This window comes from Parafrankia elaeagni (assembly GCF_000374165.1).
Classification (GTDB): Bacteria; Actinomycetota; Actinomycetes; order Frankiales; family Frankiaceae; genus Parafrankia; species Parafrankia elaeagni.
Window position 1 is genome coordinate 82,814 of sequence record NZ_KB893783.1, and the last position, 21,694, is coordinate 104,507.

At 72.7% G+C, this 21,694-nt stretch carries 17 protein-coding genes; 13 read left to right on the forward strand and 4 right to left on the reverse strand.

The features are described 5' to 3' along the window. Positions 1–158 precede the first annotated feature (158 nt). Positions 159–3,110 (forward strand): excinuclease ABC subunit UvrA, encoded by a 2,952-nt coding sequence (gene uvrA / locus B207_RS0129775; RefSeq protein ID WP_035743006.1) that lies wholly within the window; start codon positions 159–161, stop codon positions 3,108–3,110. 19 nt (positions 3,111–3,129) lie between these two features. On the opposite strand, the gene B207_RS0129780 is transcribed toward uvrA, so the two are convergent. Continuing rightward, on the reverse strand, positions 3,130–3,546 hold the full coding sequence (locus tag B207_RS0129780) for an SsgA family sporulation/cell division regulator (protein WP_026311579.1): 417 nt from the start codon (positions 3,544–3,546) through the stop codon (positions 3,130–3,132). Between the two features lie 683 nt (positions 3,547–4,229). On the opposite strand from B207_RS0129780, the gene uvrC reads away from it, so the two are divergent. From uvrC to B207_RS0129840, 12 genes are all read left to right on the forward strand, one after another. After that, on the forward strand, positions 4,230–6,572 hold the full coding sequence (uvrC, locus tag B207_RS0129785; RefSeq protein WP_018640352.1) for an excinuclease ABC subunit UvrC: 2,343 nt from the start codon (positions 4,230–4,232) through the stop codon (positions 6,570–6,572). Further along, positions 6,569–7,438: an RNase adapter RapZ gene (gene rapZ, locus B207_RS0129790; RefSeq protein WP_018640353.1), complete on the forward strand. Its 870-nt coding sequence runs from the start codon at positions 6,569–6,571 to the stop codon at positions 7,436–7,438. The genes uvrC and rapZ overlap by 4 nt, the downstream gene beginning before the upstream one ends. Then, positions 7,435–8,541 (forward strand): gluconeogenesis factor YvcK family protein, encoded by a 1,107-nt coding sequence (locus B207_RS0129795; RefSeq protein ID WP_018640354.1) that lies wholly within the window; start codon positions 7,435–7,437, stop codon positions 8,539–8,541. Before rapZ ends, B207_RS0129795 begins: the two co-directional genes overlap by 4 nt. 14 nt (positions 8,542–8,555) lie before the next feature. Then, on the forward strand, positions 8,556–9,533 hold the full coding sequence (gene whiA, locus B207_RS0129800) for a DNA-binding protein WhiA (RefSeq protein WP_195905378.1): 978 nt from the start codon (positions 8,556–8,558) through the stop codon (positions 9,531–9,533). 235 nt (positions 9,534–9,768) lie between these two features. Next, positions 9,769–10,776 carry a type I glyceraldehyde-3-phosphate dehydrogenase gene (gene gap / locus B207_RS0129805; protein WP_026311580.1) on the forward strand — a complete coding sequence of 336 codons (1,008 nt, stop codon included), beginning with the start codon at positions 9,769–9,771 and terminating at the stop codon, positions 10,774–10,776. A gap of 71 nt (positions 10,777–10,847) precedes the next feature. Beyond that, positions 10,848–12,050 carry a phosphoglycerate kinase gene (locus B207_RS0129810; protein ID WP_018640357.1) on the forward strand — a complete coding sequence of 401 codons (1,203 nt, stop codon included), beginning with the start codon at positions 10,848–10,850 and terminating at the stop codon, positions 12,048–12,050. Positions 12,051–12,131: 81 nt separating this feature from the next. Continuing rightward, positions 12,132–12,938, forward strand: coding sequence for a triose-phosphate isomerase (gene tpiA, locus B207_RS0129815; RefSeq protein ID WP_018640358.1), 807 nt, complete (start codon positions 12,132–12,134; stop codon positions 12,936–12,938). Positions 12,939–13,050: 112 nt separating this feature from the next. After that, positions 13,051–13,281, forward strand: a complete 231-nt coding sequence (gene secG / locus B207_RS0129820) for a preprotein translocase subunit SecG (RefSeq protein WP_018640359.1) — start codon at positions 13,051–13,053, stop codon at positions 13,279–13,281. 113 nt (positions 13,282–13,394) lie between these two features. Further along, positions 13,395–15,065, forward strand: a complete 1,671-nt coding sequence (locus tag B207_RS0129825) for an ABC transporter substrate-binding protein (protein WP_018640360.1) — start codon at positions 13,395–13,397, stop codon at positions 15,063–15,065. Between the two features lie 293 nt (positions 15,066–15,358). Further along, positions 15,359–15,700, forward strand: a complete 342-nt coding sequence (locus tag B207_RS0129830; RefSeq protein WP_006538993.1) for an RNA polymerase-binding protein RbpA — start codon at positions 15,359–15,361, stop codon at positions 15,698–15,700. A 24-nt stretch (positions 15,701–15,724) separates the two neighbouring features. Next, positions 15,725–17,332, forward strand: coding sequence for a serine/threonine-protein kinase (locus B207_RS0129835; RefSeq protein ID WP_018640361.1), 1,608 nt, complete (start codon positions 15,725–15,727; stop codon positions 17,330–17,332). 121 nt (positions 17,333–17,453) lie between these two features. Then, complete coding sequence (locus tag B207_RS0129840) at positions 17,454–17,843, forward strand: SHOCT domain-containing protein (protein ID WP_018640362.1); 390 nt, start codon at positions 17,454–17,456, stop codon at positions 17,841–17,843. Between the two features lie 104 nt (positions 17,844–17,947). Here the strand turns inward: B207_RS0129840 and pgl are convergent, their stop codons facing one another. Genes pgl through zwf form a run of 3 tightly spaced genes read right to left on the reverse strand, consistent with a single transcriptional unit; the run spans position 17,948 to position 21,598 of the window. Further along, positions 17,948–18,844: a 6-phosphogluconolactonase gene (gene pgl / locus B207_RS0129845; RefSeq protein WP_018640363.1), complete on the reverse strand. Its 897-nt coding sequence runs from the start codon at positions 18,842–18,844 to the stop codon at positions 17,948–17,950. Next, positions 18,841–20,034, reverse strand: a complete 1,194-nt coding sequence (locus tag B207_RS36335) for a glucose-6-phosphate dehydrogenase assembly protein OpcA (protein WP_051102719.1) — start codon at positions 20,032–20,034, stop codon at positions 18,841–18,843. The genes pgl and B207_RS36335 overlap by 4 nt, the downstream gene beginning before the upstream one ends. 31 nt (positions 20,035–20,065) lie before the next feature. Then, positions 20,066–21,598, reverse strand: coding sequence for a glucose-6-phosphate dehydrogenase (gene zwf / locus B207_RS0129855; protein ID WP_026311582.1), 1,533 nt, complete (start codon positions 21,596–21,598; stop codon positions 20,066–20,068). Positions 21,599–21,694: the final 96 nt, after the last annotated feature.

Sequence of the window (21,694 nt, forward strand, 5' to 3'; positions counted from 1 at the left end):
TCGTCCGAGGCGTGTAGCGTCGGCTGTGTTCGAACGCGCGTTTGGCTCACGGCCGGCTGACCGGCCAGGGGCGCCGCGCAGGCCGCGGTGACGGAACCCCACCGGTGCCGGCACCGGCCGACGACAGCAGCCGACCGAGAACGACGAGGGACCTGACGATGGCCGACCGTCTTGTCGTGCGCGGAGCACGCGAGCACAACCTGCGTGACGTCGATCTCGACCTGCCCAGAGACGGCCTTGTGGTCTTCACGGGCCTGTCGGGCTCGGGCAAGTCCAGTCTCGCCTTCGACACGATCTTCGCCGAGGGCCAGCGTCGGTACGTCGAGTCGCTGTCGGCCTACGCGCGCCAGTTCCTGGGCCAGATGGACAAACCCGACGTCGACTTCATCGAGGGCCTGTCGCCGGCGGTGTCGATCGACCAGAAGTCGACGTCGCGCAACCCGCGGTCGACCGTCGGCACGATCACCGAGGTCTACGACTACCTCCGCCTGCTGTACGCACGGGTCGGCCACCCGCACTGCCCGAAGTGCGGCCGGCCGATCTCACGCCAGACTCCGCAGCAGATCGTCGACCGGCTCCTCGAGCTGCCCGAAGGCACCCGCTTCCAGGTCCTGGCTCCGGTCGTCCGCGGCCGCAAGGGCGAGTACGCCGACCTGTTCGCCGAGCTGCAGACGTCCGGTTTCGCGCGGGTCCGGGTGGACGGCACCGTCGTCGCTCTCACCGACCGCCCGAAGCTGGAGAAGCAGCGCAAACACACGATCGAGGTCGTCGTCGACCGGCTCGCGGCGAAGGCGTCGGCCAAGCGGCGCCTCACCGACTCGATCGAGACGGCGCTGAGGCTCGGCAAGGGCCTGGTGCTGCTCGACTTCGTCGACCGCGACGCCGCCGACCCCGACCGCGAGCGGATGTACTCCGAGCACCTGGCCTGCATGTACGACGACCTGTCCTTCGAGGAGATGGAGCCCAGGTCGTTCTCGTTCAACTCGCCGTTCGGCGCCTGCCAGGAGTGCACCGGGCTGGGCACCCGCAAGGAGGTCGACCCCGACCTGGTCGTGCCCGACCCGACCCTGTCGCTCGCTGACGGAGCCGTCCAGCCCTGGGCCGGAGGGCACAACAAGGAGTACTTCCAGCGGCTGCTGACGGCGCTGTCGGAGGACCTCACCTTCCGGATGGACACCCCGTGGGAGGGCCTGCCGGAGCGTGCCCGCAAGGCCATCCTGCACGGCAGCGGGGAGACCGAGATCCACGTCGGCTACACCAACCGGTACGGCCGCAAGCGCTCCTACTACACATCCTTCGAGGGCGTCCTGCCGTTCCTGCGGCGCCGGCACGCCGACGCCGAGTCGGACAGCAGCCGGGAGCGCTACGAGGGCTACATGCGCGACGTGCCCTGCGCGGCCTGCCGGGGGGCCCGACTGAAGCCGGAGTCGCTGGCGGTCACCCTGGCCGGCCGCTCGATCGCCGAGGTCGCGGGCATGTCCATCCGTGACTGTGCCGACTTCCTGCGCACCGTCGAGCTCAGCGAGCGGGAACAGACCATCGCGGGCCGGGTCCTCAGGGAGATCGACGCCCGGCTGGCGTTCCTGCTGGACGTCGGCCTGGACTACCTGTCCCTGGACCGGGCCGCCGGCACCCTCGCCGGCGGGGAGGCACAGCGGATCCGACTCGCCACCCAGATCGGTTCGGGGCTGGTCGGGGTGCTCTACGTGCTGGACGAGCCGTCCATCGGCCTGCACCAGCGTGACAACCGGCGCCTCATCCAGACGCTGCTGCGGCTGCGGGACCTCGGCAACACGCTGATCGTGGTGGAGCACGACGAGGACACGATCCGCGCCGCCGACTGGGTGGTGGACATCGGTCCCGGCGCCGGCGAGCACGGCGGCCGGGTGGTCGTCTCCGGTTCCGTCGACGACCTGCTGACCAGCGAGGAGTCGATCACGGGGGCCTACCTCTCGGGCCGGCGCGAGATCCCGGTCCCCGCGGCCCGCCGGCCGCCGGTCCGTGGGCGCGCGCTGACCGTGCACGGCGCCCGCGAGCACAACCTGCGGGACGTCACGGTCTCCTTCCCCCTCGGCTGCCTGGTGGCGGTCACCGGGGTCTCCGGGTCCGGAAAGTCGACCCTGGTCAACGACATTCTGGCCAGCGTGCTCGCCAACCACCTCAACGGTGCCCGCGAGGTCCCCGGCCGGCACCGCACGGTGAGCGGGCTCGACCACCTGGACAAGGCGGTCCGCGTCGACCAGTCCCCGATCGGCCGGACGCCGCGATCCAACCCGGCGACCTACACCGGCGTGTTCGACCATGTCCGCCGGCTGTTCGCGGAGACGCCCGAGGCGAAGGTGCGCGGGTACCTGCCGGGCCGGTTCTCGTTCAACGTCAAGGGGGGGCGCTGTGAGGCCTGCTCCGGCGACGGCACCATCAAGATCGAGATGAACTTCCTTCCGGACGTCTACGTCCCGTGCGAGGTCTGCGCGGGCGCCCGGTACAACCGCGAGACCCTGGAAGTGCACTACAAGGGCCGGAGCATCGCCGAGGTGCTCGACATGCCGATCGAGGAGGGAGCCGAGTTCTTCGCGGCGGTCCCGGCGATCGCGCGCCACCTGCGGACGCTGAACGACGTCGGGCTGGGGTACGTGCGCCTCGGGCAGCCGGCGCCGACGCTGTCCGGCGGCGAGGCGCAGCGGGTGAAGCTCGCCTCGGAGCTGCAGCGGCGCTCCACCGGCCGCACCGTCTACGTGCTGGACGAGCCGACCACCGGCCTGCACTTCGAGGACATCCGCAAGCTGCTGGGCGTGCTCGGCCGGCTGGTCGACGCCGGCAACACGGTGATCGTGATCGAGCACAACCTCGATGTCATCAAGACCGCGGACTGGATCATCGACATGGGCCCGGAGGGCGGTACCGGCGGTGGCACGGTTGTCGCCGAGGGCACGCCGGAAACGCTGGCCGCAGTGCCCGCGAGCCACACCGGGTCGTTCCTCCGGGAGATCCTCGGTGGGCGGGGCGCGGCAACCGTGGAGCAGGCCTCGGGCCCCGGCACCGGTGGAAGCACGGCCGGGGCGAAGAAGCCCCGCGGCAGGCTGGCGGGCGCCGTCTCCTCGGCAGGATGACGGCGCTGGCGCCGCTGGCTCAGGGCTGCAGAAGATCGTCGAGGACGGCGTCCAGCGCGACCTCGGTGTGTTCCTCCCCGGCGGGGACCACCCGCTCGGTGCGGTCCAGGAAGCTGCGGACCGGGGCGGCGTCGAGTACGACCACGGAGCGCCGCTCGCCGTCGGACAGTTCCAGGCGGATACCTCCCGCCGGCTCGGGCGTGATGCGGACGTCGCCGTCACCGACCGGCACCGGGCCCTCGAGCCCGGCCCGCAGGGCGTCGCGTGGAGCCACCCAGTGGCCCTGCGGCAGCGCCGGATGGTCCGGTCGTGACACCAGGACCAGCGCGACGGCGAGCGGGTCGCAGCTGCGCCAGGTCACCTGGAGAACAGTGATCCGCCCGCGCCCGGGTGCGTCGTCAACGACAAACTCCGTCGTGACGTCCTCCACCTGCACGCGTCGGCCCCCTTGGTCCGAATGCGCCGGCCCTGCCGCTGCGCCGGGCGCCCCTGCCATGACAAGCCACCACACGGTTGTCGCTGTGGCCGCCGGCCCTCCTACGCGGCCGATGGCCGCCGTGCCGGTCGCCAGGGTGCTGACCGCCACCGTGTTCGTCGCCACCGTGTTCGTCGCCACCGTGCCGGCCGCCACCGTGCCGGCCGCCACCGTGTGCGGACCCGATGGTGCTGGACTCCACCGTCGCAGTAGTTCAGCCCGGGCGCCACAGACCTGGCCCGATACAGCATACGGCGACCCGGCGATGACCGAGGGCGGACGCTGGATCGTCCGGGCGACAGGTCAGCCACACCAGCCACAACAGGCTCTCCGGCAGATGGCGTGCCGGTCGGGAGGCCACCTGGTCATCAGCGTCCTGTCCCGCCCGGCCCGACCGTCGAGCGGCCTCCGCCGGCGGCATCCGATCGGCGTGCGGGGGGACGGAAAACTCGCCGACAGCCCTCGGAGGCACTTCGGAGGTCGGGCCGTCCTGCCCGCGGGATCGCCTGGCCGGTTCCGGGGGATCCGAGAGGGCTCGACGCGGTCAGTTTCGGGGGTGCTCGACGTCATGGAAGCTGAGCGTGATGGAATGGATACGTGCAGGCACTGCTCAGGTCGGAGGATGGCCGCCGTAGGCTCGGTTCATGGCTGATCCGGCGACCTACCGGCCCCCGCCGGGCTCGATCCCCGAGACCCCGGGTGTTTACCGCTTCCGCGACGATCATGGCCGTGTCATCTACGTGGGCAAGGCCAAGAGCCTGCGGTCCCGGTTGGCCAACTACTTCGCCGATGTGCACACCCTGCACCCCCGGACACAGCACATGGTCACCACGGCCAGCTCGGTGGAATGGACGGTTGTCTCCACCGAGGTCGAGGCGCTTCAGCTCGAGTACACCTGGATCAAGGAGTTCGACCCGCGGTTCAACGTCCGCTACCGCGACGACAAGAGCTACCCGAGTCTCGCCGTGACGCTCCACGAGGAGTTTCCGCGGCTGCAGGTCATGCGCGGGCCGAAGCGGCGCGGGGTGCGTTACTTCGGCCCCTACGCGCACGCCTGGGCCATCAGGGAGACGCTCGATCTGCTGCTGCGTGTCTTCCCCGCGCGCACCTGCAGCACCGGCGTCTTCAAACGGGCCGGCCAGGTCGGCCGCCCGTGCCTGCTCGGCTACATCGACCGCTGTTCGGCGCCCTGCGTCGGCCGGGTCGACGCGCAGGCCCACCGGGAGATCGTCGACGACTTCTGCGACTTCATGTCCGGCCAGACCGGCCGCTACCTGCGTCGGCTGGAGCGCGAGATGCGCGCGGCGGCCGACGCCCAGGAGTACGAGCGCGCGGCCCGGCTGCGCGATGACATCGGGGCACTGCGCCGTGCGGTGGAGAAGCAGGCCGTCGTCCTGCCGGACGGCACCGACGCGGATGTGATCGCCTTCGCCCAGGACGAACTGGAGGCGGCGGTCCAGATCTTCTACGTGCGGGGCGGCCGGGTGCGCGGCCAGCGTGGCTGGGTCGTCGACAAGCTCGAGGACGTCACCACCGGGGATCTCGTCGAGCAGTTCCTGACCCAGGAGTACCTCGAGGGCGTGCAGGCGGAGGCGGCCGCGGGCCTGGCTGCGTCGCCGGTGGACCAGCCCGGGGCCGGCGCCGACCAGCCCGAGGCCACTGCCGGGGCGCGCACCGCGTCCGCCGGCCGCCGCGGGCCGGCCGCCGAGCCCGGGTACACGGGCGAGGTCCCGCGCGAGATCCTCGTCCCGGAACTGCCGCCGGACGCCGACGCCGTCGTGGAACTGCTCAGCCGGGCCCGCGGCGCGCGGGTCGATCTGCGTGTCCCCCGCCGGGGGGACAAGCGCACTCTGATGGAGACTGTCGAGCGCAACGCCGGCCAGGCGTTCACCCTGCACCGCACGAAGCGCGCCGGAGACCTCACGGCCCGCAGCCGGGCGCTCGCCGACCTGCAGGAGGCGCTGGAGCTGCCGGACGCCCCGCTGCGCATCGAGTGCTTTGACGTGTCGAACATCCAGGGCACCAACGTCGTGGCCAGCATGGTCGTCTTCGAGGACGGGCTGGCGCGCAAGTCGGAGTACCGCCGCTTCGCCATCCGCGGCGTCGACGGTCAGGACGACACGGCGAGCATGCACGAGGCCGTCCACCGCAGGTTCTCCCGCTACCTGGCCGAGCGTGCCCGAACCGGCGAGCTGGCCGGCTTCCCCGGCGCCGGCGAGGGTACCGAGACCGGCACGCGGGCAGCCGGGGCCACCCAGTCGGCGACGGCGAGCACGACGATGAGCACGGTCGCCGAGGGGCTGGCGGTGGAGGGGCTGGCTGCCGGGGGACCGGGAGCCGGCCCAGAGGCGCCCGGGCGTGATCCCGAGACCGGGCAGCCGCGGAAGTTCGCCTACCCGCCGAACCTGGTCGTCGTCGACGGCGGGCCGCCGCAGGTCGCCGCCGCTGCACGGGCGCTCGACGAGCTCGGGATCGATGCCGGGCCGGGGGGCGTCGCGCTGTGCGGCCTGGCGAAGCGCCTGGAGGAGGTCTGGCTGCCCGGCCAGGGCGAGCCCGTGATCCTGCCCCGGACGAGCGAGGCGCTCTACCTGCTGCAGCGCGTCCGGGATGAGGCGCACCGCTTCGCGATCACCTATCACCGGCAGAAGCGGTCGGCGTCGATGGTCGCCTCGGCGCTCGACGGGGTGCCCGGTCTCGGGGAGACTCGGCGCAAGGCGCTGCTGCGGCAGTTCGGGTCGGTGGCGAAGGTGCGCGCGGCGAGCGCGGCGGAGATCGCCCAGGTGCCGGGGATCGGCCCGCGTACGGCGGAGGCGATCGTGGCCGCGCTGGCCCGGTCGGCTCCCGGCGGAGCCGAGGCGCCCCCGCCGGCCGTCGACCCACTGACCGGCGAGATCATTGCGACGATGTCCGACCCGGTGGGGGCGGGCCCGGCGAGCGAGAGCACCGGGTCCGGCGAGCCGGGCGCGATCCGGGGGGTGGCGGGTTGACCACCGCGACGCTTGATCTGGCAATCATCACCGGGCTTTCCGGTGCCGGCCGCAGCACGGCCGCGAAGTGTCTGGAGGACCTGGGCTGGTTCGTCGTCGACAATCTGCCGCCGGCGCTGTTGTCGACGATGGCGGAGCTCGGCCATCGCTCGGGCGGGGCGGTGAGCCGGATCGCGGTCGTCGTCGACGTCCGTGGCCGGGCCTTCTTCTCCGATCTGCGGGCGGCCGTTGAGGCACTGGACTCGCGCGGTATGCATCCACGGATGCTGTTCCTCGAAGCGTCCGACGACGCGCTGGTGCGCCGGTTCGACCACGTACGGCGCCCGCACCCGCTGCAGGATGACGAGCGGGTGGTGGACGGGATCAACCGCGAGCGGGCGCTGCTCGCGGAGCTGCGCGGCGAGGCGGACCTCGTGCTCGACACCACCGACCTCAACGTGCACGAGCTGCGGGCGAAGATCGATGCTGCGTTCGGCCAGCCGCGGGCGAACCGGCTGAACGCGACCGTGGTCTCGTTCGGCTACAAGTACGGGCTTCCGCTGGACGCGGACTTCGTCGCGGACTGCCGCTTCCTGCCCAACCCGCACTGGGTGGAGTCGCTGCGGCCCTACACCGGCCGGGACCCGCAGGTGCGCGACTACGTGCTCGCCCAGCCGGGCGCGGCCGAGTTCGTCGACCAGTACACGACCCTGCTGCGACTGGTCGGTGAGGGCTATGTGCGGGAGGGCAAGCGGTACCTGACGCTGGCGGTCGGCTGCACGGGCGGCAAGCATCGCAGCGTGGCTGTCGCGGAGCAGCTGGGGGCACGGCTGGCCGCCGACGGGGTCGGCGTCCGCGTGGTGCACCGGGATCTGGGCCGCGAGTGACCGGCGACGCTCTCGCGATCACCGCTTTCGGTGGCGGGCACGGTCTCGCGGCCTCGTTGTCGGCGCTGCGGCGGATCAGCCGCCGGCTGACCGCGGTGGTCACCGTGGGGGACGACGGCGGATCGTCCGGCCGGCTGCGTACCGAGCTCGGTGCGCTGCCGATGGGCGATCTGCGGATGGCCCTCGCCGCCCTCGCCGGCGCGGACGACTGGTCGCGGACCTGGGCCGGGCTCTTCCAGCACCGGTTCGGCGGCGGTGGGCCGCTCGCCGGGCACGCCGTCGGCAACCTCGTCCTGACCGCGCTGGCCGAGCGCGCCGGGTCGCCGGTCGCCGCCCTCGACCTCGTCGCGTCGCTGCTCGGCGCGCAGGGTCGGGTACTGCCGCTGTCCTGCGACGGCATCGACATCGTCGCGGACGTGACCGGCCTGGACCCGGCTCGGGCGGCGGAACCGGTGGAGGTCCGCGGGCAGGCCGCGGTCGCCACCACACCCGGCCGGGTGGCCGGCGTGCGGCTGGTGCCGGCCGCGCCGGCCGCGTGCGGCGCCGCCCTGGCCGCCGCCCGGGCCGCGGACTGGATCGTCCTCGGCCCCGGATCGCTCTACACGAGCGTGCTGCCGCACCTGCTGGTGCCCGACATGCACGCGGCGATCACCGGCGCCAGGGCCCGCCGTGTGATGGTGCTCAACCTCGTGGCCCAGCCCGGTGAGACGGCCGGGTACACGCCCGAGGCGCACCTGCACGCGCTGGCCACCCATGTTCCCGGGCTGCGGCTGGACGTCGTGATCGCGGATCCCGCGGCGGTCGGCGATCCCGGCCCGCTCGCCCGCGCGGCGATGGACCTCGGAGCCCGCCTGCACCTTGCGCCCGTGCGGGATGTCAGCGATCCGGCCCTGCACGATCCCGCGCTGCTCGCTGCGGCGTTCCGGGCGGTGTTCGCGGCCGATGACCCGCGGCCGGCGGTGCCGACACCGCCCCGTCCGGTCGACGGACGGACCTGGCCGGGCCGGCAGCCAGGCGCGGGCTGTGCCGACCCCTCGGGTGTCGGTTGCACATCCACCGGTGGCCCCGGCCACCGGATCCCTTCCGGTGAAGGCAAGGAGTGATCTGTGTGGCGGCGATGACGGCCACCGTCAAGGACGAACTGAGCAGGCTGCGAGTGGCCAAGCCCTGCTGCCGGCGGGCTGAGATGGCGGCGCTTCTGCGGTTCGCGGGGGGTCTGCACATCGTCGGCGGGCGGATCGTGGTGGAGGCCGAGCTCGACACCGGCGCCACCGCACGCCGGCTGCGGCGTGAGATCGCCGAGGTTTTCGGATTCCCCTCGTCGGTCGCCGTGCTGGCTGCCGGCGGGCTGCGCCGATCAGTGCGCTACATCGTCCGGGTGGAGCGTGACGGCGAGCAGCTGGCCCGGTCGACGGGCCTGCTCGACCAGCGCGGCCGCCCGGTGCGGGGCCTTCCCCCGCAGGTGGTCACGGGATCGGCCTGCGATGCGGCGGCGGCGTGGCGCGGCGCGTTCCTCGCGCACGGCTCGCTCACCGAACCGGGCCGGTCGTGCTCGATGGAGGTGACCTCACCCGGGCCGGAGGCGGCGCTCGCGCTCGTCGGCGCCGCGCGGCGGATGGGCGTCCAGGCCAAGAGCCGGGACGTCCGCGGGGTCGACCGGGTGGTGGTTCGCGACGGCGACGCGATCGGCGCGCTGCTCACCCGGATCGGTGCGCACGACAGCCTGATGGCCTGGGAGGAGCGGCGGATGCGCCGCGAGGTCCGGGCCACGGCGAACCGGCTCGCGAACTTCGACGACGCGAACCTGCGCCGTTCGGCCCGCGCGGCGGTCGCCGCCGGGGCGCGGGTGCAGGCGGCGATGCGCATCCTCGGCGACGACGCCCCCGAGCACCTGCTCGCCGCGGGCCGGCTGCGACTCGAGCACGCCCAGGCGTCGCTGGAGGAGCTCGGCGCACTGGCCGATCCGCCGCTCACCAAGGACGCCGTCGCCGGCCGAATCCGGCGCCTGCTCGCGCTGGCGGACAAACGTGCCAACGCGCTCGGTATCCCGAACACCGAGGCCAGTGTCTCGCCGGAGCTCTTTGAGAACGCCTGAGCACGGAATCAGGTGCCCCGTGGGCCTGCCGCGGGAGCACGGCCACGCACCGTGCCGGGGCGGGTCCGTAGGATAGGGTGTTTGTCGAAAGGCGATGCATTCAACCAATTGCTGACGGTGCCGGGTCCCCCGATGTGAGGAGACCGACATGAATCGGTTCGGATTCCCGCCGATGATGTCCCGACTCGCTAGGCTCCTGACACACGACGGCACACGAGCATAGGGAGTCCTGGACGTGGCTACGCGGGTGGGTGTCAACGGCTTCGGGCGAATCGGCCGTAACTTCTGGCGGGCGCTTGCGGCGAGTCGCCGCAGCGATCTGGAGATCGTCGCCGTCAACGACCTGACGGACAACAAGACCCTCGCGCACCTGCTGAAGTACGACACGACCCTGGGCACGCTGGCCGCCCCGGTCTCGGTCGCCGAGGACGGGATCCGGGTCGGCGACACCACGATCAAGGTGCTGGCCGAGCGTGACCCGGCGGCGCTGCCCTGGTCTGACCTGGGCGTCGACGTCGTCATCGAGTCGACCGGACGCTTCACCACGGCGGAGACCGCCGGCAAGCACCTGGCCGCGGGCGCGAAGAAGGTGATCATCTCGGCGCCGGCCAAGGGTGAGGACCTGACGGTCGTCATGGGCGTGAACGACGACGTCTACGACCCGGCGAAGCACCACATCCTCTCGAACGCCTCCTGCACGACGAACTGTGTCGCGCCATTGGCCAAGGTTCTCGACGAGGCGTTCGGTATCGAGCGCGGCCTGATGACGACGATCCACGCCTACACCAATGACCAGGTCATCCTGGACTTCCCGCATTCCGACCTGCGCCGGGCCCGGGCCGCCGCGCAGAACATCATTCCGACGACCACCGGCGCGGCGAAGGCGACCGCTCTTGTTCTGCCCCACCTGAAGGGCAAGCTGGACGGTCTCGCGATGCGCGTTCCGGTCCTGGACGGTTCTGTTACCGACCTCGTCGTGAACCTCGCCCGTGAGGCGTCGAAGGACGAGATCAACGCCGCCTACAAGGCCGCGGCCGAAGGCCCCCTGAAGGGCTACCTCGTCTACACGGAAGACCCGATTGTCTCCTCCGACATCGTGGGCACCCCGGCGTCCTGCACCTTCGACTCGCAGCTGACCATGTCCTTCGGCTCCCAGGTCAAGGTCGTCGGCTGGTACGACAACGAGTGGGGCTACTCCAACCGCCTGGTCGACCTGACCGGTCTGGTCGCCGGCCGGCTCTGACCCCGGCCGCGACCCCGCGAGACGCCCCGTCCACCTGATCTCGACCTTCGCCGACCCCGGAGCAGCCCAGCGTGAGGACGATCGACGACCTGCAGGTCACCGGCCACCGCGTGCTCGTCCGCAGTGACCTCAACGTGCCGTTGGACCATTCCGGGTCCGCGCCGCGCATCACCGACGACGGGCGGGTACGGGCCAGCCTGCCGACCATCCGGGCGCTTCTCGAGCGGAACGCGAAGGTGGTCGTCTGCTCGCACCTGGGGCGCCCGAAGGGAGCCCCGGAGGCGAAGTACTCGCTGGCTCCGGTCGCCGAGCGGCTGTCCGAGCTGCTCGGCGTCCCGGTCGCCTTCGCCGGTGACGGCGGCGCCGACATCGCCGGCGACCGGGCCCGCCAGGTCGTCGGCGGGCTTGCCGAGGGCCAGGTGGCCCTGCTGGAGAACCTCCGTTTCCACCCGGGGGAGACCAGCAAGGACGCCGCCGACCGCGCCGCCTTCGCCGACGAGCTCTCGGCGCTGGCCGAGTTCTACGTCGGCGACGCGTTCGGCGCCGTGCACCGTGCCCACGCGAGCGTGGCGGAGGTGCCCAAGCGCCTGCCGCACGCCGTCGGGCAGCTGGTGCTGGCGGAGCTGGAGGTGCTGCGCGCGCTCACCTCCGAGCCGGCCCGGCCGTACGCGGTGGTGCTCGGCGGGTCGAAGGTGTCGGACAAGCTGGGAGTCATCCGCGCGCTGCTGCCCAGGGTCGACTCGCTTCTGGTCGGCGGCGGCATGTGCTTCACCTTCCTGGCCGCGCTGGGCCACCCGGTCGGCGCCTCGCTCCTGGAGAGCGAGATGATCGACACCTGCAAGAGCCTGCTGGCGGAGGCCGGCGACCGGCTCGTGCTGCCCACCGACGTGGTGGTCGCCGAGAAGTTCGCCGCCGACGCCGCGCACCGGGTGGTCGCCGCCGACGCGATCCCGGACGGCTGGCTCGGCCTGGACATCGGCCCGGAGGCGACCGCGGTGTTCGCGGGCGTGGCCGGCGGTGCCGCGACGATCTTCTGGAACGGCCCGATGGGCGTGTTCGAGTTCCCGGCGTTCGCCGCCGGCACCCGCGGTGTCGCCGAGGCCGTCGCCGCCGGCTCGGGTTTCTCGGTCGTGGGCGGCGGGGACTCCGCGGCCGCCGTGCGCACCCTGGGCATTCCCGAGACGAGCTTCACCCACATCTCCACCGGCGGCGGGGCCAGCCTCGAGTACCTGGAGGGCAAGACCCTGCCCGGGCTCGCCGCACTCGACGTCTGACCAGCACCAGAACGGCACCAGAACAGCGCACAAGACAACACCCAGAACACCATCAGGCACCGGACGAAGGGACACGGGAACGTGGCGAAGGGGGCACCCGCCCGTACATCGGGCGGGTCCGGCCGGCGGACACTGGTCGCCGGCAACTGGAAGATGAACCTCAACCACCTCGAGGCCATCGCGCTCGTGCAGAAGGTCGCCTTCGACCTGAAGCCGGCCGAGCTGGAGAAGGCCGAGGTCGTCTTCCTGCCGCCGTTCACCGACCTGCGCAGCGTCCAGACCCTGATCGACGGGGACAGGCTCGCCGTCGGGTACGGCGGCCAGGACCTCTCGCCGCACGGCTCCGGGGCGTACACGGGTGACATCAGCGGGTCCATGCTGGCCCGGCTCGGCTGCTCGTACGCGGTGGTCGGGCACTCCGAGCGGCGCACCTACCACCACGAGGACGACGCGCTGGTCGCCTCGAAGGCCCGTGCGGCCTACACCCACGGCATCACGCCCATCGTCTGCGTGGGCGAGCACGAGGCGATCCGGACCGCCGGCACCCACGTCGAGCACGTGCTCGCCCAGCTGGAGGGCTCGCTCGCCGGAGTCACGGCGGAGCAGGCCGCGACGCTCGTCGTCGCCTACGAGCCGGTCTGGGCCATCGGCACCGGGAAGACCGCCTCCGCCCAGGACGCGCAGGACATGTGCGCCGCGATCCGCGGCCAGCTCGCGAAGCTGTTCGGCGAGCCGGTCGCGGCCGGGATCCGCGTGCTCTACGGGGGCTCGGTCAAGGCCGCGAACGCCGCGGAGCTGTTCACCCGGCCGGACGTCGACGGTGGCCTCGTCGGCGGTGCGAGCCTCGTCGCGGAGGAGTTCGTCGGGATCGTCCGCGCTGCGCCGTGAGCCTGGGAAGCTCCTGCTCGGGCACCAGGGTGGTGTCATGTACGTTGACACGATCGTCGGGCCTGATCGGGTACGGCGTTTCAGGCCTACACGACGGCGGGAGCTGGTCTGGATGACGGTCGGTCTGTCGATCGCACTGATCGCCACGAGCGTGCTGCTCGTGTTGCTGGTGCTGTTGCACCGGGCCAAGGGCGGCGGCCTGTCGACCCTCTTCGGTGGCGGTGTCTCCTCCTCTCTGGGCGGGTCCTCGGTCGTCGAGAAGAACCTCGACCGCCTCACTGTCGCGGTGGCCCTCCTGTGGATCACCTGCATCATCGGTCTCGGTCTGCTTCTGAAGAATTGAAAGCCACCGCTTCGGGGCGGCGTCCACGCGTCGCCCGGGTGATCTGTGCCCTCGCCGCCACCCTGCTCGCGGCGGCGGGGTGCAGTCCGGACTCCGATCCGGCACCTGGGCCGATGGCGGCGACCCCGTCCACCGCGCCGACCACGGCCCCGCCTGACGGCAAGCCCGGCGGCACCCTGCGCCTGCTCACCGGGCAGATGCCCAGCGGTGACCCCGGCTGGGCCGACGAACCGGGGGAGCAGGCCTTCGCCCGCCTGGTCACCCGGCAGCTCTACAGCTACCCCACCGACACCGACGTGACGCGGGCGACGATCCCGCGGCCGGACCTGGCCGTCGGCGAGCCGGTGGTCACGATGGGCGGCACCGTCTACACCGTGCGGCTGCGCTCGGCGGCCCGCTGGAACACCCCGAGCCAGCGCCGGATCACCGCGACCGACGTCGCCCGTGGCTTCAAGCGCATGTGCGCGCCGCCGGTGCCCTCGCCGCTGCGCGGGTACTACGCCGCGACCATCCGCGGGTTCGCCGAGTACTGCGCGCAGCTCGCCGTGTCGCCGGTCGCGGACGTGTCGGCCCTGATCGAGGGCGGCTCGATCTCCGGCATCGAGGTCGTCGGGGACGACACGATCGAGTTCCACCTGGTCCGCCCGGTCAACGACTTCGTCGACGTCCTCGCGCTGCCGGCCAGCTCCCCGGTGCCGTTGGAGGCCCTGGCGTACCCGCCGGACTCCCCGGAGTACCTGGACAACCTGATCTCCGCCGGCCCCTACCGGTTCGTGTCCGAGCCGGACGGTGACTACCGGCTGTCCCGCAACCCGTCCTGGAGCGGTTCCTCGGACGGCATCAGGCGGGCGCTGCCGGACCACATCACGGTGACGGACGGCCTCGACGCCGAGACGATCGCCGAGCGGATCGAAGCCGGCGAGGGCGACATGGCCCTGGACGGAGAGGTCCCCCCGGAGCAGCTGGACGCGCTCACCGGCGATGCGGACGACCGCCTCGTGGTCGGCCCGACCGGCACGGTGGTCACGCTCGTCGTCGGGCTCAACGGACCGTCCGCGGCGGCGCTGCGCGAACAGCAGGTCCGCACGGCGCTGGCGTACTGCGTCGACCGGGTGGCGGTCACCGGAGCGCTCGGCGGCCCGCCGCTCGCCGCGCCGACGGCGCAGTTGCTGCAGGAGCCGATGACCGGCTACCAGGAGTACGACCCCTACCCGGCCGAGGAGGGCACCGGCGACCCGCAGCGCTGCGCCGAAGGCCTGGCGAACAACCCCGGCGGGCGGGTGACGGCGCTGTCGCTGCTCACCACGGACAGCGCCGCCGACGCCCAGGTGGCCGAGGCGCTGCGCGTCGCGTTCGCCCGCGCCGACATCCGGCTGGACGTCCGCGTGCGCAGCAGGGAGCAGTACCGGCAGGCGGTGGGCGACCCGCAGCAGCAGTTCTGGGACCTGGCGCTGACGAGGATCGCCCCCGGCTGGTTCGGGGACGCCGCACGCACCGTCTACCAGCCCCTGCTCGACGGGATGTGGATGGGGCCGCGGCCCGCCGACGGCGGCTACCGGCGCCCGGACCTCCAGGCCCGCTTCGAGGCGGCGTCCGAGGCCAGCCCGGCGACCGCGGCCGGCGAGGCCTGGGCGGCGCTGGAACGGACCGTCCTCGCCGACGCCGCCGTCCTGCCGCTCGCGGTCAGCTACCCCGCCCGCCTGCACAGCGCGGCGGTGCAGGCGTTCACGATCATCCCCTCACTCGGAACCGCCGACCCCACCGCGGTTTCGCTGTCGTCCTGACCGGATCCGCATTACCCGCGGGGTGCGCCCGGCGGGTGGTGGCGGCCGGGCGAGGATGCCCACACCTGTGAGAGGGCCATTACGGGCCCTCATTCGCGTAGGGAAGCCCCGGTGGGGGTGGTCGGTGCAACCCGTGGTGGGCGTGCCGGCCTACACTCCGGACAGACATGCTGGGCACGGCCGTGAGCGGCACCGGCACGTCAACGGTGGCGGTTCGGACGTGGGTGGTCCGGCCGCGGGGGGCCGACCGCCGAGCTACCACCCATGGGACGAGACAAAGGAGCACGCGGGCCGTGGCAGGTGGCAACGCCATCCGGGGGAGCCGGGTCGGGGCGGGACCGATGGGCGAGGCCGAGCGGGGCGACACCGCCCCCCGGCAGCGCATCTCCTTCTGGTGCGCCAACGAGCACGAGACGAAGCCGGCCTTCGCAGCCGACGCGTCCATACCGGACACGTGGGACTGCCCGAGTTGCGGCTTTCCGGCCGGGCGGGACCGTGACAACACCCCCGCTCCGCCGAAGACCGAGCCGTACAAGACGCATCTCGCCTATGTGCGGGAGCGGCGCAACGAGAAGGACGGCGAGGCGATCCTCGCCGAGGCCCTGGCGAAGCTGCGGGGCGCGCCGGTGACCTGACCACCCCGCGTTCGGCTGCCCGCTGTGCGGACCATCGAGGCCGGCCATGTGGTGGCCGGCCGGTACCGGCTGGTGGAATGTATCGGCGCCGGTTCGATGGGTGTCGTGTGGCGGGCCGTCGACCTGCTGCTGCGGGTCGAGGTGGCGGTCAAGGCGATCTGGCTCGGCGGCCGTCCGGCGGCGGCCGGGCTCGCCGGCGCGAGCCTGACCGGTGCGGACCGGGCGCGGGTCGCCGCCGCGGTGCGGGAGGCGCGCAGCGCCGCCCAGCTCCGCTCCAACCCGCACGTCGTCTCGGTGACCGACGTCGTCGAGGACGGCGGCCTGCCCTGGATCGTCATGGAGCTGGTCGCCGCCACCTCGCTGGACACCGCCGTGCGCGAGACCGGGCCGCTCCCGGTTGTCCGGGCGGCCCAGGTGGGGCTCGCCGTGCTCGACGCTCTCATGGCCGGCCAGCGGATCGGGCTGCTGCACCGGGATGTCAAGCCGTCGAACATCCTGCTGGCCGTTGACGGGCGGGTTCTGCTCACCGACTTCGGTATCGCGACCCACGTGGCGGACACGACGGCACCGGGCAGCGACGGCAGCGCCGGCACACCCGCCTACCTGGCACCGGAACGCATCACCCAGCGGCCCGCCTCGCTGGCCGCGGACCTCTTCTCGCTCGGGGCCACGCTGTACTTCGCCGTCGACGGGAACCCGCCGTTCGCCCGGGACACCGTGCCACTGACTCTCGGCGCGGTCCTGCACGCGGATCCGCCGCCGCTGGTGCGGGCGGACGCACTGTGGCCGGTGATCGGCGGTCTCCTGATCAAGAACCCCGAGACCCGGCTGAGCGCGGAGGCCGCGAAGGCGCTGCTCGGCCGGGTCCTGCGCCTCACCGGAGCCGAAGCCGGAGCCGGAACCGGCGGGAGGGCTCTCGCCGGTCGGCTGGCCACGAGAGGATCCGCGTCGCGGGAACGTCCGGTGCCGTCCGCGGACCCGGGCGGCCCGGTGGATCCGGTGGATCCGGTGGCGTCGCTGGGGCCGGCGCCGGCAGGGGATCGGACGCGGCCCGTCGACCGCGTCGACCGATCCCTGCCGGGAGGGCCGGGGTCGTGGCCCCCTCACCTCCCGCGTCCGCCCCGACCGCTGATCGTCGGAGCCCTCCTCACCAGCCTGGTGCTGGTCCTGGTCACCACTGGCCTGCTGTGGATGGTGCGGGGCGGTGAACCGGGATCCGATCGTGACCCGACACCCGGTGGCGGCCCGTCATCCGGCGGTGGTCCGTCATCCGGCGGTGGTCCGTCGTCCGGTTCTCGGGACCTGCTGCCGGCCGGCATGGCCGGTTCGTGGGGCGGTTCGGTGACCCAGGGGCCGGTCGAGTTCCCCGTGGAGCTTGTGCTCAGCGGTGGTGGGATCGACGAGATCGTCGGCCGGAGCGCCTACCCGACGGACGGGTGCCGCATGGAGCTGCGCCTGCGGGAGGTCGGCCCGGACAGCATCACGGTGCAGGAACGGCTGGTCCTGCCCGGCGTCCTCTGCAAGGGTGCGGACCGGCTGGTGCTCGCGCTGCGTTCCGACGACCGGCTCGCCTACACCTATCCCGCAACCGGGATCAACTCGGTGGGTGACGGCGTGCTCACGAGGGAATGACTGGGCCGTATCCGTGCCCGCGCGCGAACTCACCCGCGGAAGGTGATGGGGTCGAAGCGCACAGTGCCCGGATACGGGTATGAGTCAGGCTCACCGGTAGGTGACGGTGAGAGGAGGCAAGGTGGATTCCGACTACCCGCTGCTCAGCGTGTTTCTCTACATGCTGTGGTTCTTCTGCTTCGTTCTATGGCTGTTCCTGCTGTTCACCGTGGTCGCGGACGTCTTCCGCAGCCACGACCTCTCCGGCTGGGGCAAGGCAGGCTGGACGGCCCTCATCGTCATCCTGCCGCTGGTCGGTGTGCTGGCGTACCTGATCATCCGCGGTAGTTCCATGCACGAGCGACAGGCCCGCCAGGCCGCCGCCGCCGCGGATCTCTGGCGCGCCCAGGTCCGCCAGGCCGCCGGCCGGCCGAGCCCCGCCGACGAGCTGACCCGGCTGGCAGACCTCCGTGACCACGGGGTCATCAGCGCCAACGAGTTCGAACGGGAGAAGACGAAGATTCTGGCCTGATCAGCGATTCCGGCCTGATCAGCCCGGAGCCCGGACCCGGCCGTCAGCTCTGACGGCCGGCCTCCGGCTCCGGGCCGAGCCGGCCTGGGCCAGCCTGGGCCGGATCAGCCCGCGGAGCCGGCTCGGGTCGGCTCGAGCCTGGACGCCGCGGCCTGGTCGACGAGCCACAGGGTTCGCTCACGCCCCACCGCCCCTGCCGCAGGCCAGGTCACCGGGTCCGCCCCCGGGGCGAGTGCCGCCGCGACGGCCTCCGCCTTCTCCTCACCCGCCGCCACCATCCACACCTGACGGGCCGAGCGCAGGGTCGGGAACGTCATCGTCACCCGCGTCGGCGGTGGCTTGGGGCAGTCGTGGACAGCCGCCGTCGGTTCGGTCGCCACGGCGGCCGGCGACCCGGGGAAGATCGACGCGGTGTGGGTCTCCGGCCCGAGCCCGAGGAGCAGCACGTCGAAGGCGGGGACCGACGCGCCGGGGGCTGCTCGTGCCGCGAGTTCGACGGCGTACTGCGTGGCGGCGGTCTCCGGCTCCGCCGCCCCGATCGGCCGGATCGCGGCCAGCCCCGCGCGGCCGGACCCGGGCCCCTCTCCCGCGGCTGCGGGCGCGGACTCGACGTCACCCCCGGCCCGGGCCGGGGTGAGGGCGGCGACCGGGAACACCCGCGACGGGTCCAGCGGGATGTGCTCCAGCAGCGCGTCCCAGGCCTGCCGGTCGTTGCGGTCGGGGGAGTCCGCCGGGACGAAGCGCTCGTCGCCCCACCACACGTCCACCTTCGACCAGTCGACGGCATCGAGCGCGGGGTTGTCACGCACCGCCCGCAGCAGCGCCACGCCGATCCCGCCTCCGGTGAGCACGAGGCTGGCCTCGCCCCGCTCGGACTGGGCGTCCACGAGGGCGGTGAGCAGCCGGGCGGCCGTCGCGCGTGCGAGCACGCCGGCATCCGCGTGCACGACGACCCTTGCCGGTGGCGGCACGGGCGCCGACCCGGGCTCCCGCGCGGTCACGGCGCCGCCGGCGGTGCTGTCGGCGTGGCCCCGGCGGGCTCAGCCGCCTCGGCGTGCTCCGTGGCTTTCCCCTTGTCCGCCGCCCCGGCCCTGCCCGCCGTTCCCGAGCGTTCCGTGGCTGCGGGGTGTTCCGCGGCTCGTGAACGCTGCGCGGCTCCGGGCCGCCCGCTCGCTCCGGTCGTCGCACCGGCGGCTCCGGCGGGAGACGTGGCCGCGGTGTGTTCCAGCGCGGGGTCGCGCCAGATGTGCTCGCGGTGCAGCGGTCGGCGGCTCAGATCGGGGATCTGGCTCCAGGCCGAGAGCGCCTCCGCGTACACGACGTCGTCGTCGAGCCGGCGCAGTTCCTCGGCGAGCAGGTCTCCGAGCCCGCGTTCCGGCAGCGGCAGGACCCGGGTGGGGAAGCCCGTGCGGGTGATGCCCGCCGAGCGGCTGTCCGTGCGGGCCAGCTCGAGCTCGCCGTCGCCGACGGCGAGCCGCACACCCTGGATGCCCTTGCGCCCGGGCGCGTCGGTGATTGTCACCGGGACCTGCAGCCTCGCCTGCAGCCAGCCGGCGAACAGGCAGGCGCTGGGGTTGCCGGGCTCGCTGACGATCGTCGCCGGGCCGGCGGCGTCGGAGGCCTGTACCTGGTCGAAGGCCGCCGCCAGCAGCGTGCGCCAGCCGGAGATGCGGGTCCAGGCGAGGTCGGTGTCGCCGGGGACGAAGTCCTCGGCCCGCTGCCGCAGCGCGGCGACCGGGTCGGTGGCCGCGTACGTGCCGGTGACACGGCGGTCGGCGAAGACCCCGAGCGGATCGTAGGCGATCTTCTCCGGCGGGGCGTCGTACCACCAGGTGACCACCGGCGCGTCCGGTGCCAGCAGCGGCAGGACCACCGACTCCGCGTGCAGCGCGAGCCGCCCGGACATCCGCATCACGACAGCCTCGCCGGGCCCCAGCCGGCCGCCGATGGACACCTCGGCGTCCAGCCGCGGGTGCGGCGAGTCGATCTGGCGGCGGACGACGATCAGCAGCCGGCAGGGATGCGCGGCGGCGGCTGCCGTCGCGGCGCTCTCGGCCTGGCTGACATGCTGCTCGTCCACGACCACCACGAGTGTCAGCGCGAGCCCGAACGCCAGCGCGCCGGCGGCCCGCCGCTCGGCCGCGAGTGCTTTGACCACCGCCGATCCGGTGGTGTCCCACAGCGTGGTCATGCCTGGCTCCCCTCGGCGTGGCGGTGGTGGGTCATGGCCGGCGCCACCGGCGGCCGTCACGGCCGAGCATGTCGTCGGCGGCCGCCGGCCCCCAGGTGCCCGCCCGGTAGGTGTGTGGCTTGGTGCTCTGCCAGAAGTCCTCCAGCGGGTCGATGATCCGCCAGGACTCCTCGACCTCGGCGTTGTTCGGGAACAGCGTCGCGTCGCCGAGCAGGACGTCCAGGATGAGACGTTCGTAGGCCTCGGGGAGCGCCTCGGTGAACGCCTCGCCGAACAGGAAGTCCATGGCGACGTCCCGGACCTCCATGGCCGACCCGGGAACCTTCGAGCCGAAACGGAGTGTGACGCCCTCGTCGGGCTGGACCCGGATCACCAGCTGGTTGTTGCCCAGCTCGGCTGTGTCGGTGACGTCGAACGGCAGGTGCGGCGCCTTGGTGAAGGTGATCGCGATCTCGGTGACCCGGCGCGGCAGGCGCTTGCCCGTCCGCAGGTAGAAGGGCACGCCGGCCCACCGCCGGGTCTCGACGCCGAGCTTCACCGCGACGAAGGTCTCGGTGGTCGAGCTGGCGGGGATGTCCGCCTCCTCGAGATAGCCGCGGACCCGCTCACCGGCGAGCCAGCCCTGGGAGTACTGCCCGCGCACGGCGAAGGTCCCGAAGTCGTCGGGCACCGACACCGCGCGCAGCACCTTCAGCTTCTCGGTGCGGATCGTCTCGGCGCTGAAGCTGACCGGCTCCTCCATCGCGGTGAGCGCGAGCAGCTGCAGCAGGTGGTTCTGCAGGACGTCCCGGGCCGCGCCGGTCTCGTCGTAGAAGCCGGCGCGGGTGCCGATGCCGACGTCCTCGGCCATCGTGATCTGCACCGAGTCGACGAAGTGCGAGTTCCAGATCGGCTCGAACAGCGTGTTCGCGAAGCGCAGCGCGAACAGGTTCTGGACGGTCTCCTTGCCCAGATAGTGGTCGATGCGGAACACGTCACCCGGCGTGAACACGTCGTCCACGAGGGCGTTGAGCTCGCGCGCCGAATCCAGGTCGTGGCCGAACGGCTTCTCGATGACGACCCGCCGCCAGCCGCCCGCGGCGTCGTTGGAGGCCAGCCCCGTCCGCTGCATCTGCTTGAGGACGACGGGGAAGGCCGTCGGCGGGATCGACAGGTAGAAGGCGGCGTTGCCGCGGACGCCGTGGCTCTGCTCGAGCTCGGCGAGCAGACTGGCCAGGCCGTCGAAGGCCGCGTCGTCGGAGAACGACCCGGACCGGAAGCGCAGCGAGCCCGCCAGCCGCTCCCAGGTGTCCTCCCGGAACGGGGTCCGGGCGCCGCGTTCGGCCGCCTCCCGGGCGAACGCGGCGAACTCGTCGTCGCTCCACTCCCGCCGGGCGAACCCGACCAGAACGAAGCCCGGAGGCAGCAGCCCCCGGTTCGCCAGGTCGTACACGGCCGGGATGAGTTTCTTGCGGGCCAGGTCACCGGTTACGCCGAAGACCACCAGAGCACTGTTGTCCGGCAGCCGTGGCAGCCTCCGATCCCGTGGATCCCGCAGTGGGTTGCCACTAGCGGTGGACGCCACCGTTCCCCCTTCACAGTTCGTGGTGCTCGCGAGCCGATACTGCTGCCCTGCCGATACTGCCGCGCTGCCGATACTGCCGCCGGCCAGCCGGATGCG

Excerpts from the sequence above, each read along its gene's own strand:
- uvrA (WP_035743006.1), top strand. The coding sequence starts at position 159 with ATGGCCGACCGTCTTGTCGTGCGCGGAGCACGCGAGCACAACCTGCGT.
- uvrC (WP_018640352.1), top strand. The coding sequence starts at position 4,230 with ATGGCTGATCCGGCGACCTACCGGCCCCCGCCGGGCTCGATCCCCGAG.
- whiA (WP_195905378.1), top strand. The coding sequence starts at position 8,556 with ATGACGGCCACCGTCAAGGACGAACTGAGCAGGCTGCGAGTGGCCAAG.
- secG (WP_018640359.1), top strand. The coding sequence starts at position 13,051 with ATGACGGTCGGTCTGTCGATCGCACTGATCGCCACGAGCGTGCTGCTC.
- B207_RS0129825 (WP_018640360.1), top strand. The coding sequence starts at position 13,395 with ATGGCGGCGACCCCGTCCACCGCGCCGACCACGGCCCCGCCTGACGGC.
- B207_RS36335 (WP_051102719.1), bottom strand. The coding sequence starts at position 20,034 with ATGACCACGCTGTGGGACACCACCGGATCGGCGGTGGTCAAAGCACTC.